This is a genomic window from Alcaligenes sp. Me129 (assembly GCF_050487245.1).
GTDB classification, from domain to species: domain Bacteria; phylum Pseudomonadota; class Gammaproteobacteria; order Burkholderiales; family Burkholderiaceae_B; genus Alcaligenes; species Alcaligenes phenolicus.
Window position 1 is genome coordinate 352,843 of sequence record NZ_JBKQGX010000001.1, and the last position, 13,968, is coordinate 366,810.

A 13,968-nucleotide genomic window follows, 5' to 3' on the forward strand; every position below is an offset into this window, starting at 1 on the left:
GATCAGGCGGTCGGCGCCTTTTCCAGTGGGGAAAGGGCAAAACGATAGCCCGAGCCACGAATCGTTTCAATATGTTTGTCGTGTCCGCTCGGTTCCAGCGCCTTGCGCAAGCGACGAATGTGCACGTCTACCGTACGTTCTTCCACAAATACATGGTCGCCCCACACCTGGTCCAGCAACTGGGAGCGGGTGAATACGCGTTCGGTGTGCGTCATGAAAAAATGCAGCAGACGGAACTCGGTAGGCCCGATGGTCAGCGCCATGCCCTGGCTGGACAGACGGTGCGTGCTGGGGTCCAGCTGCAGGTTGCCAATGGAGATCACATCGTCAGTTAGCTGGGGAGCGCGGCGGCGCAACACGGCCTTGATGCGGGCAATCAGTTCTTTGGGCGAGAAAGGCTTGGTGATGTAATCGTCCGCACCGGCTTCCAGGCCATCGACCTTGTCCTGTTCCGAGCCTTTGGCGGTCAGCATGATGACCGGAATATGACGGGTACGTTCGTCCGAGCGCAGTTTGCGGGCCAGATTGATGCCCGAGGAGCCGGGCAGCATCCAGTCCACCAGAATCAAATCTGGCAGTTCCGCGCGAATGAGGATCTGGGCTTGTTCGGCATCGAAGGCGCGCAGCACTTTATGGCCGGCAAAAGACAGATTGACAGAGATCAGTTCCTGGATCGCAGGCTCATCTTCCACGACTAATATGCTTGTACTCATTGTTAGCTTCAGACTGGTCCGATAAAAAATAATAGAGGGTCAGGCTGGCTGTCTGTATTGTGCTTGGGCGCGGGGCCTGCTGTTGCCATCAGGCGGCTCAAGGGCAATACGGCAGGCGCTTCAAATCCCTGACTGCACGTAATAGCGCCATCATATGGCGTTAATGTTTCAGGTTTGTGAACGTGTAAAAAAGGGGAGCACTCAGCGAGCCGGATTTTCGTTTCTGTACCGGGAAATCTGCGTTACGATTATGCACTATGGAAAAACAGCGTCCTCAAACCTCCTCCGCCCAGAACGCCGATACGCACTTCGGTTTTCAAACCGTGGCCGAAAACGAAAAAGCGGGCAAAGTAGCTCAAGTTTTTCATTCGGTGGCTAACAACTACGACATTATGAACGATCTGATGTCGGGCGGCCTGCACCGTATCTGGAAAGCCTTCACGATCGGTCGCGCAGCAGTGCGTCCCGGCATGAAAGTGCTGGATATTGCCGCGGGTACGGGTGATTTGACCAAGACTTTTGCGCGTCAGGCCGGTGCGGACGGTGAGGTCTGGCATACCGATATCAATAGCTCCATGCTGCGCGTGGGTCGTGATCGTTTGCAGGACAAGGGCATCATCACGCCCGTTACGGTCTGTGATGCCGAGCACCTGCCTTTTCCTGACGGCTATTTTGATCGCGTCTCGGTGGCCTTTGGCTTGCGCAATATGACGCACAAGGATCGCGCACTGGCTGAAATGAAGCGGGTGTTGCGTCCGGGCGGCAAGTTGCTGGTGCTGGAGTTTTCCCGCGTGGCCAAGCCCTTGCAGGCCCCGTATGACTGGTATTCCTTCAATATCCTGCCCCGTATTGGCAAGTTTGTGGCCAAGGACGAGGAAAGCTACCGCTATCTGGCTGAATCCATTCGCATGCACCCCGATCAGGAAACCCTGGCCGACATGATGCGCGAAGTGGGCCTGGAGCGCGTGCAGTATTTCAATCTGACAGCCGGCGTGGCCGCGCTGCATGAAGGCATCCGCCTGGATTGATGCCGGGCGTTCCCTCTCTATATACAGCGGCACCTTCTGGTGCCGTTCGTTTTTTGTCTGTAATGAACGGTAAAAAAAACATGGTGCATGAGAACTTGTCATGTTAATGTTCAGCTTATCGTAAGTTTTCTTGAATAATCGACTGGGATGGCATGGCCGGGGGCGTCAAAACCCTGTGTGTTAAACGCTTGTTCTGGTCAGGAGTTTGTGACTATGTCTGGACGGCTTTCTCGTTATTTCATGGCCGCTGTATTGGCTTTTAGCACCGGCGCCTTGCTGACCGTTTCTTATGATGCGGAAGCACGACGCATGGGTGGTGGCTCCAGTTTTGGCCGCCAATCCTCCAACATCACCAGCAACCGCTCGGCAGCGACGCCTCCTGCTGCAGCGAATAACGCGACTCGCTCGGCTACGCCTGCTGCGGGTGCCGCTGCTGCCGGTACGGCTGCGGCTGGTACTGCTGCCAAGTCGGGCATGTCCCGCTTCCTGGGCCCGATCGCCGGCATCGCCGCTGGTCTGGGTATTGCCGCCTTGCTGTCCAGCATGGGTCTGGGCGGTGCTTTCCTGGAAATGATGTCCAGCCTCTTGTTGATCGGTCTGGTGATCTTCGCCGTTCTGTTCATCGTGCGTCGTCTGCGTGGCTCGGCTGCTCGTCCTGCCATGCAACAAGCCGGTGGTCAGTCCATGATGCGCAATGCTGATCCTGCTCCTAGCCCATGGAAGCAGCCCCAAGCTGCGCCAGCACCTATGCCTGCTGCCGCTCCAGCTGCTCAGCCCGCTGCTGCCGCCGCTGTTCCAGCGCCGCCAGTAGACGAAAGCTGGTTCATCCCCGGTGATTTTGACACGCCTACGTTCCTGGCCAATGCCAAGACCCAGTTCGTGGAAATCCAGAAACTGTGGGACAAGGGCGACGTGGAACAACTGCGTACCTTCCTGACCGACGACCTGCTCAAGGAAGCCGCTCCTCAAATCGCTCAGCGCCAAGGCGAGAACGTGACTCAAGTGGTACTGCTCAATGCAGAACTGCTGGGTATCGAAAAAGTAGCCGACGGCCACCTGGCCAGCGTGCGCTACTCCGGTATGCTGCGTGAAGAAGTGGGTGCAGAGGCTTTCCGCTTTGAGGAAGTCTGGAATCTGTTCAAGGCCGACGGCGCAGGCTGGCTGCTGGCTGGTATTCAGCAGATCCCGGTTGACCCCAACGCTTGATCTCTATCTATACAGACAGCCGCCTTCTTACCCAGGCGGCTGTTCTGTTATGAGCGCACCCGTTTCGCTGTGATCCCATCTGCCCGTGTTCCTGTCGCCCTGTACATCCGGCCGTGTCTGTGTCGGGTTAAACTGGCTGTTTTAATTGGACTGGTTTACTCGCCCCGGCAGTAGACTTGCATGGACATGCTTGGTATCCCTTCATTCCTAGAACCTGGCGCCGTGGGCGTGCGTTTGCTCAATGCCTTGCTTGATCGCGAGGATTGGGCGCGTGAGCGTTTGCGCAGCCATGCAGGTAAAACCGTGTCGCTGATTGTGGGCCGTTTGCAACTGGTCTACACCATCAGCTCTCAAGGAAAGCTGGAGCAAGGCCATCCTGCCGTCGTGCCGGATGTCACGTTGACACTGCCTCAGGACAAGCTGCCTGAACTGCCACAAATCCTTCAAGACGGCGATTTCAGCCGTGTCGCCCAGTTAATGCATGTGCAAGGCGAGGCCGGGCTGGCCAATCTGGTGTCGGACCTGGCGGCCAATCTGCGCTGGGATGCCGAACACGATCTGGCCAAAATCGTGGGTGATGTCATGGCGGTGCGCCTGTTCAGCGGGGCGCGCCGGGCCTTTTCCGGGTTAAGGGATCTGGGCCAGCGTCTGGCAGGTAATGCCAGCGAATACCTGACTGAAGAAAGCGCCTTGCTGGTTACCCGCCCCGAACTGGAACGGATGCGCGAGCAATCGGCTGGTTTGGTCCAACGCCTGGACGAACTGGACCAGCGTTTGAAACGTCTTGACGCGCGTCGGCGGGAGTCCTGAGCATGTTCTCCTTGTGTCGTCTGCTGACCATTTTGCTGGTTGTATTCCGTTATCGCCTGGACGAGCTGGTGCTATCGAGCATCCGCCACCCTTGGGCATCACGTATGTTGCGCATTGTGCGCCTGGGTCGCAAACCCAAGCTGCCACGTGGCGTACGTTTACGGCTGGCCCTGGAAAGTCTGGGGCCCATCTTCGTTAAATTCGGCCAGGTGCTCTCCACTCGCCGGGATTTGATCCCGCTGGATATTGCCGAGCAACTGGCGTTGCTGCAGGACCGCGTGCCGCCATTCCCTTCGGAGGTGGCGGAAGCCACAATTCAGAAGGCCCTGGGTGCTTCGCCTTACGAGCTGTTCCAGAAGTTTGATCGCGAACCCATCGCTTCGGCGTCGATTGCGCAGGTTCACTTTGCCGAGCTGCATAATGGCCGCGAAGTAGCCGTGAAGGTGTTGCGCCCTGGCATGCGTGAGGTCATCCATAAAGACTTGCGTCTGATGCGCGTGCTGGCTGCGTTCATGGAACGGCTGGGCCCGGATGCCCGTCGCCTGAAACCGCGCGAAGTGGTGGCCGAGTTCGACAAGTACCTGAACGACGAGCTGGACCTGATACGCGAAGCCTCCAACTGCAGTCAGCTACGCCGCAACTTCACCAAAGATGTAGAGCGTACCCAGCTTTTGATCGTGCCTGAAGTGCATTGGGACTATTGCGCCTCGACCGTGTTCACCATGGACCGCATGAAGGGCATCCCGGTCAACCAGATCGATCGCCTGCGCGCCGCCAATGTGGATTTGAAGGATCTGGCCCGCAAAGGGGTGGAGATTTTCTTCACCCAGGTGTTTACTGACGGTTTTTTCCATGCTGACATGCACCCCGGCAATATTTATGTCTCGGATGCACCGGAGAGCTTGGGCCGTTATATTGCCCTGGACTTTGGCATTGTGGGTTCGCTGTCCGAGTTCGACAAAAACTATCTGGCGCAAAACTTCCTGGCTTTTTTCCGGCGCGATTACCGCCGGGTGGCTCAATTGCACATCGAGTCCGGCTGGGTGCCACCTGAAACCCGTGAAGAGGAGCTGGAAGGCTCGGTACGCGCGGTATGTGAACCGTATTTTGATCGGCCCTTGTCCGAGATCTCGCTGGGGCAAGTGCTGTTGCGCCTGTTCCAGACCTCGCGCCGGTTCAATGTAGAAATTCAGCCGCAGCTGGTGCTGCTGCAGAAAACCCTTCTGAATGTGGAAGGGATGGGGCGGGATCTGGATCCGGAGCTGGATCTGTGGGATACCGCCAAACCTTATCTGGAAAAGTGGATGTACCAGCGTATTGGTCCATCGGGCTTTTATTCGCGTTTGAAACAGGAAGCAGGGCAGTGGGCCCAGATCATGCCGCAGCTTCCGCGTCTGGTGTATTCCGCTTTGAATAGGCCAGAGACAGGGCAGGCGTTGAACCAGGAACTCAAGCTGCTGCGCCAGTCGCAGCAGCAGACCAACCGATTATTGACTGTCTTATGTGCTGTATTGGCGGTTGCGGTCGGGGTGGCCATCTGGGCTTTGGTGGGGCGATAAGTGTGACGACCCCGCAACGCGTCAGTTTTTTTGTGGCTGACATATTTCTGATAACTGCAGGTTCTACGATAGACGCAGGTCCGCCAGCTGATTGCTAAGCTGGCGCTTTCCGGCGCCTTCCGGACGGTGAATGGCCGCCCTCAAGGAACCGCTTGATTCTTTTTAGGAATCGTTATGCTTTACCATGACTTATTTAAATCCATGGAAGCGGTGCGCTGGAATTTTGCGCATGACATACCGTGGGATGACTTTGATGGCAGCAAGCTTACAGACGAGCAAGCCTACACCATCAAAATGAACGCCATTACCGAGTGGGCAGCCTTGCCTGCTACCGAAATGTTCCTGCGTGACAATAAAGATGACAGCGATTTTTGCGCTTTTATGTCCGTGTGGTTCTTTGAAGAACAAAAGCACTCGCTGGTTCTGATCGAATACCTGCGCCGTTTCCGCCCCGAGCTGATGCCTACCGAAGAAGAACTGCACAAGGTGCGTTTTGACTTCGATCCGGCCCCGGCCATGGAAACGCTGATGCTGCACTTTTGCGGCGAAGTGCGCCTGAACCACTGGTACCGCCGTGCTGCCGACTGGCATACCGAGCCGGTGATCAAGGCCATCTACAAGATCGTGGCTCAGGACGAGGCTCGTCACGCCGGTGCTTACTTGCGCTACATGAAGCGTGCCCTGGTGCACAAGGGCCAGGAATTTGGCCTGCAAGCCCGTCTGGCTTTCTCCAAGATTGGCGTTCTGATGGCTTCGGCCCATCGCACCGCTCAGGCGCTGCATCCCACCAACTTGCACGTGAACAAAGCCATGTTCCCGGAAGATACCGTGCAGTCCAAGCTGCCATCGCCCGGTTGGTTGGAAAACTGGCTGGATACGCAGATTCGTTTCGACAAGGAATGGGAGCACAAGGTCAGCTCGCGCATCTTGCACAATATGTCGCTGCTGATGGGGAGCTCGTTCGAGACCGTGCAGGAACTGAACCGCTACCGCAAGGATCTGGCACGTCAGGTCGGCTCTGATTCGACGCTGGTGCAGGCTTGATATGAGCGCACGTTTCGAGGCCAAGGTGATGGGTCTGGACGCCTTGCGTGAAGCGGTGGAGCAGGGGCGCCTGGCGCGCCCGCTGGTCTTTACCAACGGTGTGTTTGATATCTTGCACCGTGGGCATGTCAGCTACCTGGACGAGGCTGCCCAATTGGGTGCCTCGCTGATTGTCGGTGTGAATACCGATGCCTCGGTGCGCCGTCTGAACAAGGGGCCGGAGCGTCCCATCAATCCCGAGCAGGATCGCGCCGCCTTGCTGGCTGCATTGGCCTGCGTGGATGCGGTGGTCCTGTTTGACGAGGACACGCCTGAAGCCTTGATCGCAGCACTGCGCCCGGACCTGATCGTCAAGGGTGGCGACTACGATATGGAAGCCTTGCCTGAAACGGCCTTGGTGCGTAGCTGGGGTGGTGATGCTGTCGCAATTCCCTTCGAGTTCCAGCGTTCCACGACAGCACTGGTCAAGAAGCTGCGCGACTAAAAGCGCAGGACAAATTGATGTGTTGAATCCCGGCTTGGTCCGGGATTTTTTTTGCTTCTAAGTCGTGAGCTCGAGGTTCTGCTGATGCCCAGGATTGCTTGGCGTTTGAGATATGCCGGGGCATTGGGCCCAAGCCAGACTGGGTTGCTGATGCCACTGTCAGTGACTGAACAAGGTTTGATGTGACCCTCGTGCTTGATCTGGTTTGCTTGGCGTGTCTGCCTCAGAGGCAGATATTGAGCATATTTCGGAGATATTAAATCTGGCTGGAGAGGTCTCGCTTTAAAGGCCAGATTGCGGTGCCTAGTCTGTATTTTTTGCCAGCGCAGGCTTCAGGATGCCGGTTCAAGCAGATCGTTGACAGCACGCAGGTCGTTTTCGTTCAAGGTGCCGCTGGCTGCTTTCAGGCGCAGGCTGTTCATCAGAACTTCGTAACGCGCTTGGGCCAAGCTACGTTGCGCTTCGTACAACTGCTGCTGGGCATTGAGTACATCGATGTTTACACGTACACCGACCTCGTAAGCCAGTTTGTTGGCCTCCAGGGCATCCTGACTGGATTTGGTGGCTGCTTCCAGTGCCTGCACACGGACCAGGCCTGTGGTGACGCCAGAGAAGTACTGGCGCGTCTGCTGGATGGATTGCTGAATAGCGAACTGATGATCGTAGCGGGCCTGTTGCAGGCGCGAGCTTTGTTCGCGTACTTGCGAGCTGGTTTCACCACCACGGAAAATCGGGATGCTTAACTCCAGACCCAGAGCGCTGTTCAGCGAACGTGGGCCACCGCCCGCTTGGCCAAACAGAGTCTGGTCGCTACCGCTGCCGGTTTGGGCTTTCAGAGCCAGGGTGGGCTCGTGCAGGGCCTGGGTGCTTTTCAACTGCTCTTCGGCAGCACGGGCCTTGATATCAGCCAGTGCCACGGTCAAGCCGGATTGGCTGGACTGATCCAGCCAGTCTTGCAAATTCGCAGGCTGCGGGGCGGGAAGACGCAAAGGCTCGCGCAGGCGCGCCAGCGTGTCATAACGCTCCAGCGTCAGCGCAGCCAGCTTGTCCTGAGCCACTTGCAAGGCATTTTCAGCCTGCAAGACGCCAGCCCGGGTCAGGTCCAGGCGCGATTTGGCTTCGTAGGTATCGGTAATCGTGGTGCCGCCCAGTTGAAAGTTCTGATCAGCAGCGCGCAATTGCTCGTCAATGGCGGCTTGCTGGGCTTTCAGGGTGGACAGCGTATCTTGCGCAGCCAGCACATCAAAATAGCTTTGGCTGACGCGCAGCATCAAATCCTGCCGATCCAGCGTCAGCTGAATATCCGCACCCTGCGCCAGTAATTGGGCACGTTCGTAACGGGCCCAGGCATTACGGTTGTACACGGGTTGGCTCAGCGTCAAGGTCCAGGCAGCTCGGTCACTGGAATGCTGATTGGACAGCTTGCTGGTTTGACGACGCTCCTGCAGTTCGGCTGTGCCGATGGCGCTGATCTGTGGCAACAGTTGTGCCCGGCTTTGGGGTACTTGTTCCTGATCGGCTTGATGCGCAGCTTGCGCAGCGCCAAACTGCGGTTCATGTGCCAGGGCCTGGTTCCAGGCCTGCAGCAGATCTTGCGACTGGGCGGTGCTACTTAAGGCAAGCAGCGAAAGCAATGCCAGGCGCAAGGGAGTCATGAACCGCATATGTGCTTAAAAGCGGAATTGCGAAACGGCGGTGCCGCGCAAAGGTTTGATCCAGGTGTCGAACAGGGGGGTCGTCTCGAAGCTGGCCGCGCTGGTGCGAGTAATACGTACAGCCGTCATGACCGGGTTTTGACCGACCACTACAACCAGACGGCCGCCGATACAGAGCTGGTACTTCAAAGCATCAGGAATGGTGGGCACGGAGCCGGTGACCAGAATGGCGTCGTATTCGGTGGTGCCCCAGCCTGCGTGTGCGTCACCCACTTCAACCTTGACGTTGCGCACATTGTTGCGCTGCAGGTTTTCCTGGGCGAAAGCGGCCAGCTTGCTGTCAATTTCGATGGAGGTAACTTGTTGGGACAGGTGAGCCAGCAAAGCAGCCTGGTAGCCCGAGCCGGTACCAATTTCGAGCACACCGTCGCTAGGCTGCAGCAGCAGCTCTTGAGCCAGACGGGCTTCGACTTTGGGCGAGAGCATGGTCTCGTGCGTGTCCACGGCATTGATGATCAGTGGCAGCTCGGTGTCCGAAAAGGCCGAAGGGCGCAAGGACGAGGGAACAAAGCGTTCGCGCTGGACCTCGACCAATGCTTGCAGCACTTTTTCGTCGGATACGTTCCAGGGACGGATTTGTTGTTCCACCATGTAGTAACGGGCACGTTCGAGTTCAGACAGCGCAAAATGGTTCATAGCTTCCAGAAAACTAAAGGCTTGGCAAAGAGCCGATTATAAGCCAGCACATCGATAAAGATGCGCAGTTGGGCTTAGCAGGACGGCACCATTGCATGGAGCAAGGTGCTGGCGTTGTTGACGGCAATGGGCAAGAAGGTATCAAAATCCATGTGCGCTTCACTGTTGGCATTGTCTGAAATACTGCGTATGCAGACAAAAGGTACCTTGTTCAGATAGCACACCTGGGCAATGGCGCCACTTTCCATTTCGCAGGCTAAAGCGTTGAAGGTGGCGCTTAACCACTGTATTTTATCGTTACATGCGATAAATTGGTCGCCGGTAACAATTCGGCCCGTATGGACCTGGTGGCCTTCGATCTGCTGGGCGGCGGTTTGAGCCACGGTCAGCAGGGCGGGGTCAGCGGGGAAATCGAAGGTATCCAGACGGAAAACCTGTCCCGGCGCCAGACCCAGGGCTTTCAGTTCCACATCGTGCTGGACCAGGGTATCGGCAATGACGATATCGCCCGGTCGGATGTTGGGTTCAACCGCACCCGCAATGCCGATATTGATAATGCTGCCCACGGCAAATTCCGAGATCAGCATCTGGGTGCAGGCGGCGGCGTTGACCTTGCCCACGCCGCAAACTACGGCCACAACGGGCTTGCCCAGATAGCTGCCGCGATGAAAATCCATGCCGGCGCGCTGGATGGTCTGGGGCTCTTGCAAGCGCTCCAGCACAATCTCCAGCTCTTCGCGCATGGCGACAATAATTCCAAGTGTAGACATAAGACAGGGGCCTTCAAGCGGCCCGATCAAACGGCACGTATCAGGACGATGGCCACAGTTTATGGAAGTGATGCACCGGACCGTGTCCGCTGCCCACTGTCAGTTCACCCGAACGGGCAATGGCTTCGTACAAGTACTTTTTGGCAGCCAGAGCAGCGTCAGGCACATTGCTGTATTGGGGTAGCAGGGCGGCCAGCGCAGCCGACAAGGTGCAGCCGGTGCCGTGCGTATTGGCAGTATCAATACGTTTGGCGGGCATTTCGATCATCTTGTCGCCATCGTGCAGCAGGTCTATGCAGTCCGAACCGGGCAGGTGACCGCCTTTCAGGAAGACCCAGCGTTGATCGCTGTGATTCATCAGGCGACGCAGACGCTCGGCAGCCTGACGCATTTCCTTGACGGTTTCTACCGGGCGGGCGTCCAGCAGGACACCGGCTTCGGGCAGATTGGGCGTGATCATGGTGCACTGGGGCACTAACTGTTCACGCAGGGCATGGACGGCCGACTTTTCCAGCAGATGATCGCCGCTTTTGGCGATCATGACCGGGTCCAGCACCAGATGCCTGGGTTTGAAGTGAGCCATGCGCTCGGCCACCACGGTGGTGACGGCCTCCTGGCCCAACATGCCGATCTTGACACCATCAATGCGCACATCGGCAAACAGCGTATCAATCTGCTGGCGCACAAAGTCGGCAGGAACCGGGCTGATACCGGTTACCCCTTGAGTATTTTGTGCCGTCAAAGCGGCAATCACAGCGGTGGCATAAGCACCCAGGGCGCTCATGGCTTTGACATCAGCCAGAATACCGGCGCCGCCGGAGGGGTCAACCCCGGCAATGGTCAGCGTGTTGGGAATCATGTCTCAATCAGGTACGGGAGTGAATCAGGCCTTCGGTGGGGGAGCTGGGGTCGGCATCGTAGTATTTGCGGGGCACACGGCCAGCCAGATAAGCCTGACGACCGGCTTGTACAGCCAGGTTCATGGCGCTGGCCATCATCACAGGCTGGCGGGCACCGGCAATCGCGGTGTTCATCAGGACACCATCACAGCCCAGTTCCATGGCAATAGCCGCATCCGAGGCTGTACCGACACCGGCATCGACCAGCACAGGCACCTTGCTCTGATCGATGATCAGGCGCAGGTTCCAGGGGTTGATGATGCCCATGCCCGAACCGATCAGGGAGGCCAAGGGCATGATGGCCACACAGCCAATCTCTTCCAGCATACGGGCCTGGATAGGATCGTCGGCGCAATACACCATCACATCAAAGCCTTCATCCACCAGGGTTTTGGCGGCTTTCAAGGTTTCGGGCATATTGGGGAACAGATTGCCGGAGTCGCCCAGCACTTCCAGTTTGACCAGTTTGTGGCCGTCCAGCAGTTCGCGGGCCAGACGCAAGGTACGCACGGCGTCCTCGGCGGTATAGCAACCCGCGGTGTTGGGCAGCAGGGTGTATTTGGAGGGGGGCAGGTAATCGAGCAGATTGGGCTCGTTGGCGTTCTGGCCGATATTGGTGCGGCGAATGGCCACCGTCACAATTTCAGCGCCGCTGGCTTCAATAGCCTGACGAGTTTCATCAAAATCTTTGTATTTACCGGTGCCTACCAATAGCCGGGATTGGTAGCTGGTTCCGGCCAGGATAAAGGGATCGTTGTTCACTGTTTGGGTCATGGTGGTGCTTTGTTGCGCATCCGTCTTTGTTGACGGATAAAGAATTGGTTTTTTGCTGGGCAAACACTGCAAGAATAATCCATTTGGCCGGTGCCCGCAGGAAAACCCGTATGCCGGCTTGCTGGTGTGCGGTAGGGATTTGGCTCGGGCAGGGGGCTGGCCACGGATGCGAGCCTGATTGGCCTGTGGCTGTGGCAAATATATACCTTGGCATATTTGCCTTATGTTTAAGGCCATGCGCAAGGCCCCAATGCAGGCTGGCCCTGCCAGAGTTGCGATGCGAAAATTCTGTTGTTCCTCAAGAACGGGATTTTTCTTGAGGGATCCGTAGATTTCATCCGTTCTTTCTGTTTTATCGCTCGGACACAAGCCTCAGGTGCTGATGTACCTGGGGCTTGAGTTCGATTGGCATTGTTTGATTGTTAAAGGAGCACGTTCTTGGGCCCTGACCCTGAATCTGAAAGACGCACATTTGCGTTGCGCCCCGCGTTTCATGTCCGCATGAAACCCCATTGCGAATTGAGCACCGGCTCCAGGTTCCTCACGGTCTAAGACGTGTGGGGCGCTTCTGTGGCCGTGTGCCCAGGAGAATCTCATGCTGTTTTCCCGCCCTCACGATAGCTTGCAGCGCGCTTTGCGTATGGCTGTCGCCACTTACCGCCCTGTCGCCGTGTGCGACTTGCTGGCCTCGCACGGCACCCTGGCTTTTGCCCAGGCCTTGCCCGAGCTTTCGGCTCGTGTCCGCGCCGATGTTCTGGCCATGCTTCCCGAGTTTGATCGCAGTCAGGTCTACAACGCCATGCATACCGGCGTGCGAGTAGGGCATTTGGGTCGCCGCCGCACTCATGGCCCGTCGCCCAGCCTGTTCACCCTGTTCCCGCACCGCTACGGCACGCAGGACTGGCTGCGTGAGTATCGCCAGCCCCAGCGCTCTTGAGCACTGGACCCTACCCCTTTTCTGTTCAACCTGTCACAGCAGACCAGCCCATGCGGGGCTCGCACCGTCATGGACGGCTGCTGTGGCTTTCATCAACCCAAAAGAGTGCTATGCCGCAAACCATTCCCTCTTCCTTGAGCAGCAAACCGTATCAGGACAACTCGCTGGCCGCCCAGGTCTGGACCCGCTCGGCGCGTCGCCCCAGTGTTGCACCGCTCAAGGGTCGCAAGCGTTGGTCGCGCTACGAGCGTCTGTCCTTTTCCATGCTGCTGTCTTCGTGGGGCATTTTGATTGTGGTGGTGAGCTGGCTGTTTTTCAGCAACTCGCACCTGGAAACCCGGACCAGTTCTACCTCCGGCTCGCATTCCAGCTTTTACATGGGTACCACGACGCCGTCGCCCGATGCGTCCAGCACCCAAGAGACCCGTTCTGATGGAGATCAACAATGACGGACCAAGGTAAAACGCCGCCGCTCTTTGGCAACGACGGCCAGCCCAATAACTGGATGCGCATCAGCATCCATGCCACCGAGCAGATCAGTGGCCTTCGTAAAAAGCTGGGCGTGGAAATTCCACAGACCTTGCAGAACAGTCCCACACAGGAAGGCCCCTTCAGCTTTGTGCCTGTGACGTTTCTGAACGTGGACAAGGGTCAGAAGAAAGCCAGCCGTGTGGTGTTCATCCTGAGCCGCGAAGCCTTGGTGTCCATTGAACCTGATCCCAGCCCCAAGCCACTGGCCCAGGCCCTGCAGCGCTTGCAGCGTGATGGTCGCGAGAACGATGCCTTTGAAAGCTTTGCGGTGATTTTGCAATCCATTAACGATGCTACCGATGAACTGCTGGACTCCCTGAGCCACGATCTGGGCAAAGTGCTGACTCAGACCAACGCCGTGCTCAACAGCCTGGAAACCAAGGACCGGGACTTTGGCGTCAGTGATGTGGTCTCCACCCAGATGGATTTGAGCGAAGTAGAAGAACTCTTGTCCGACTGCCTGGAAAGCCAATTGCAGCTGGCCATGGCTGCTCGTCATGCCCTGGCGCGTTTACCCGCAGATCAGGAAAAACTGAAGCCTGTTTTTCATACCCTGATCGACGACATCGAGGCCGTGGAAAAGCAGGTGAACTTTGTGCACGACCGCGTCCGCCTTTTGCAGACCACCAACAATATGGCGCTGAACGTGAAGCAGAACCAGATTGTGAAAGTGTTCTCGGTGGTGACCGCCGTGTTCCTGCCCGCCATGCTGATTTCAACCTACTACAGCATGAACTTTGCCTATATGCCGATTCTGCAATGGGAGCACGCCGAGATAGTGGGGATTATTTCCACCGCCTTGTTCTCCATGTTGCCGCTGATCTATGTGAAACACCGGGGCTGGCTGCGCTAGAGCGCGCTG

15 protein-coding genes are annotated in these 13,968 nt (G+C 57.2%); 9 read left to right on the forward strand and 6 right to left on the reverse strand.

Annotated features, from left to right (window positions below):
• Nucleotides 1-2: 2 nt before the first annotated feature.
• Nucleotides 3-713, reverse strand: coding sequence for a phosphate regulon transcriptional regulator PhoB (phoB, locus tag ACLPGZ_RS01615; RefSeq protein ID WP_035270329.1), 711 nt, complete (start codon nucleotides 711-713; stop codon nucleotides 3-5).
• Nucleotides 714-970: 257 nt separating this feature from the next.
• Here phoB and ubiE point away from each other — a divergent pair, with 257 nt between their 5' ends.
• The 6 genes from ubiE to rfaE2 all read left to right on the forward strand — a co-directional run bounded on the left by ubiE (nucleotide 971) and on the right by rfaE2 (nucleotide 6,844).
• Entirely contained in the window at nucleotides 971-1,741 is a 771-nt protein-coding gene (gene ubiE / locus ACLPGZ_RS01620; protein ID WP_026484476.1) for a bifunctional demethylmenaquinone methyltransferase/2-methoxy-6-polyprenyl-1,4-benzoquinol methylase UbiE, read from the forward strand.
• A 213-nt stretch (nucleotides 1,742-1,954) separates the two neighbouring features.
• Nucleotides 1,955-2,947 (forward strand): Tim44 domain-containing protein, encoded by a 993-nt coding sequence (locus ACLPGZ_RS01625; protein WP_026484475.1) that lies wholly within the window; start codon nucleotides 1,955-1,957, stop codon nucleotides 2,945-2,947.
• A gap of 180 nt (nucleotides 2,948-3,127) precedes the next feature.
• Complete coding sequence (locus tag ACLPGZ_RS01630; protein WP_026484474.1) at nucleotides 3,128-3,757, forward strand: ubiquinone biosynthesis accessory factor UbiJ; 630 nt, start codon at nucleotides 3,128-3,130, stop codon at nucleotides 3,755-3,757.
• A 2-nt stretch (nucleotides 3,758-3,759) separates the two neighbouring features.
• Nucleotides 3,760-5,316 carry a ubiquinone biosynthesis regulatory protein kinase UbiB gene (ubiB, locus tag ACLPGZ_RS01635; RefSeq protein WP_429640956.1) on the forward strand — a complete coding sequence of 519 codons (1,557 nt, stop codon included), beginning with the start codon at nucleotides 3,760-3,762 and terminating at the stop codon, nucleotides 5,314-5,316.
• A 174-nt stretch (nucleotides 5,317-5,490) separates the two neighbouring features.
• On the forward strand, nucleotides 5,491-6,360 hold the full coding sequence (locus ACLPGZ_RS01640) for a ferritin (RefSeq protein WP_026484472.1): 870 nt from the start codon (nucleotides 5,491-5,493) through the stop codon (nucleotides 6,358-6,360).
• Nucleotide 6,361: 1 nt separating this feature from the next.
• Complete coding sequence (rfaE2, locus tag ACLPGZ_RS01645) at nucleotides 6,362-6,844, forward strand: D-glycero-beta-D-manno-heptose 1-phosphate adenylyltransferase (protein ID WP_009458698.1); 483 nt, start codon at nucleotides 6,362-6,364, stop codon at nucleotides 6,842-6,844.
• A 332-nt stretch (nucleotides 6,845-7,176) separates the two neighbouring features.
• Here the strand turns inward: rfaE2 and ACLPGZ_RS01650 are convergent, their stop codons facing one another.
• The 5 genes from ACLPGZ_RS01650 to ACLPGZ_RS01670 form a co-directional block, all read right to left on the reverse strand.
• Nucleotides 7,177-8,499: a TolC family outer membrane protein gene (locus ACLPGZ_RS01650; RefSeq protein WP_088452020.1), complete on the reverse strand. Its 1,323-nt coding sequence runs from the start codon at nucleotides 8,497-8,499 to the stop codon at nucleotides 7,177-7,179.
• Between the two features lie 15 nt (nucleotides 8,500-8,514).
• On the reverse strand, nucleotides 8,515-9,195 hold the full coding sequence (locus ACLPGZ_RS01655) for a protein-L-isoaspartate O-methyltransferase family protein (RefSeq protein WP_035270341.1): 681 nt from the start codon (nucleotides 9,193-9,195) through the stop codon (nucleotides 8,515-8,517).
• A gap of 74 nt (nucleotides 9,196-9,269) precedes the next feature.
• A complete protein-coding gene (locus ACLPGZ_RS01660; RefSeq protein ID WP_088452023.1) occupies nucleotides 9,270-9,965 on the reverse strand; it encodes a 5'-methylthioadenosine/adenosylhomocysteine nucleosidase in 696 nt (231 codons plus the stop codon).
• Between the two features lie 40 nt (nucleotides 9,966-10,005).
• Entirely contained in the window at nucleotides 10,006-10,824 is an 819-nt protein-coding gene (gene thiD / locus ACLPGZ_RS01665) for a bifunctional hydroxymethylpyrimidine kinase/phosphomethylpyrimidine kinase (RefSeq protein WP_022983636.1), read from the reverse strand.
• Between the two features lie 7 nt (nucleotides 10,825-10,831).
• The gene (locus ACLPGZ_RS01670; RefSeq protein WP_060185327.1) at nucleotides 10,832-11,638 is read right to left on the reverse strand and encodes a thiazole synthase; all 807 of its coding nucleotides are present in this window, start codon (nucleotides 11,636-11,638) and stop codon (nucleotides 10,832-10,834) included.
• Between the two features lie 595 nt (nucleotides 11,639-12,233).
• Between ACLPGZ_RS01670 and ACLPGZ_RS01675 the strand changes: the two genes are divergently transcribed.
• The 3 genes from ACLPGZ_RS01675 to ACLPGZ_RS01685 all read left to right on the forward strand — a co-directional run bounded on the left by ACLPGZ_RS01675 (nucleotide 12,234) and on the right by ACLPGZ_RS01685 (nucleotide 13,959).
• Nucleotides 12,234-12,575, forward strand: a complete 342-nt coding sequence (locus ACLPGZ_RS01675; RefSeq protein ID WP_009458705.1) for a hypothetical protein — start codon at nucleotides 12,234-12,236, stop codon at nucleotides 12,573-12,575.
• A gap of 110 nt (nucleotides 12,576-12,685) precedes the next feature.
• A complete protein-coding gene (locus ACLPGZ_RS01680; RefSeq protein ID WP_179136473.1) occupies nucleotides 12,686-13,024 on the forward strand; it encodes a hypothetical protein in 339 nt (112 codons plus the stop codon).
• Nucleotides 13,021-13,959: a CorA family divalent cation transporter gene (locus ACLPGZ_RS01685; RefSeq protein WP_009458707.1), complete on the forward strand. Its 939-nt coding sequence runs from the start codon at nucleotides 13,021-13,023 to the stop codon at nucleotides 13,957-13,959. The genes ACLPGZ_RS01680 and ACLPGZ_RS01685 overlap by 4 nt, the downstream gene beginning before the upstream one ends.
• Nucleotides 13,960-13,968: the final 9 nt, after the last annotated feature.

Bases quoted from the DNA above. Each gene is read 5' to 3' on its own strand.
- phoB (WP_035270329.1), bottom strand. From the start codon at position 713: ATGAGTACAAGCATATTAGTCGTGGAAGATGAGCCTGCGATCCAGGAA.
- ubiE (WP_026484476.1), top strand. From the start codon at position 971: ATGGAAAAACAGCGTCCTCAAACCTCCTCCGCCCAGAACGCCGATACG.
- ACLPGZ_RS01625 (WP_026484475.1), top strand. From the start codon at position 1,955: ATGTCTGGACGGCTTTCTCGTTATTTCATGGCCGCTGTATTGGCTTTT.
- ACLPGZ_RS01630 (WP_026484474.1), top strand. From the start codon at position 3,128: ATGGACATGCTTGGTATCCCTTCATTCCTAGAACCTGGCGCCGTGGGC.
- ubiB (WP_429640956.1), top strand. From the start codon at position 3,760: ATGTTCTCCTTGTGTCGTCTGCTGACCATTTTGCTGGTTGTATTCCGT.
- ACLPGZ_RS01640 (WP_026484472.1), top strand. From the start codon at position 5,491: ATGCTTTACCATGACTTATTTAAATCCATGGAAGCGGTGCGCTGGAAT.
- rfaE2 (WP_009458698.1), top strand. From the start codon at position 6,362: ATGAGCGCACGTTTCGAGGCCAAGGTGATGGGTCTGGACGCCTTGCGT.
- ACLPGZ_RS01650 (WP_088452020.1), bottom strand. From the start codon at position 8,499: ATGACTCCCTTGCGCCTGGCATTGCTTTCGCTGCTTGCCTTAAGTAGC.
- ACLPGZ_RS01655 (WP_035270341.1), bottom strand. From the start codon at position 9,195: ATGAACCATTTTGCGCTGTCTGAACTCGAACGTGCCCGTTACTACATG.
- ACLPGZ_RS01660 (WP_088452023.1), bottom strand. From the start codon at position 9,965: ATGTCTACACTTGGAATTATTGTCGCCATGCGCGAAGAGCTGGAGATT.
- thiD (WP_022983636.1), bottom strand. From the start codon at position 10,824: ATGATTCCCAACACGCTGACCATTGCCGGGGTTGACCCCTCCGGCGGC.
- ACLPGZ_RS01670 (WP_060185327.1), bottom strand. From the start codon at position 11,638: ATGACCCAAACAGTGAACAACGATCCCTTTATCCTGGCCGGAACCAGC.
- ACLPGZ_RS01675 (WP_009458705.1), top strand. From the start codon at position 12,234: ATGCTGTTTTCCCGCCCTCACGATAGCTTGCAGCGCGCTTTGCGTATG.
- ACLPGZ_RS01680 (WP_179136473.1), top strand. From the start codon at position 12,686: ATGCCGCAAACCATTCCCTCTTCCTTGAGCAGCAAACCGTATCAGGAC.
- ACLPGZ_RS01685 (WP_009458707.1), top strand. From the start codon at position 13,021: ATGACGGACCAAGGTAAAACGCCGCCGCTCTTTGGCAACGACGGCCAG.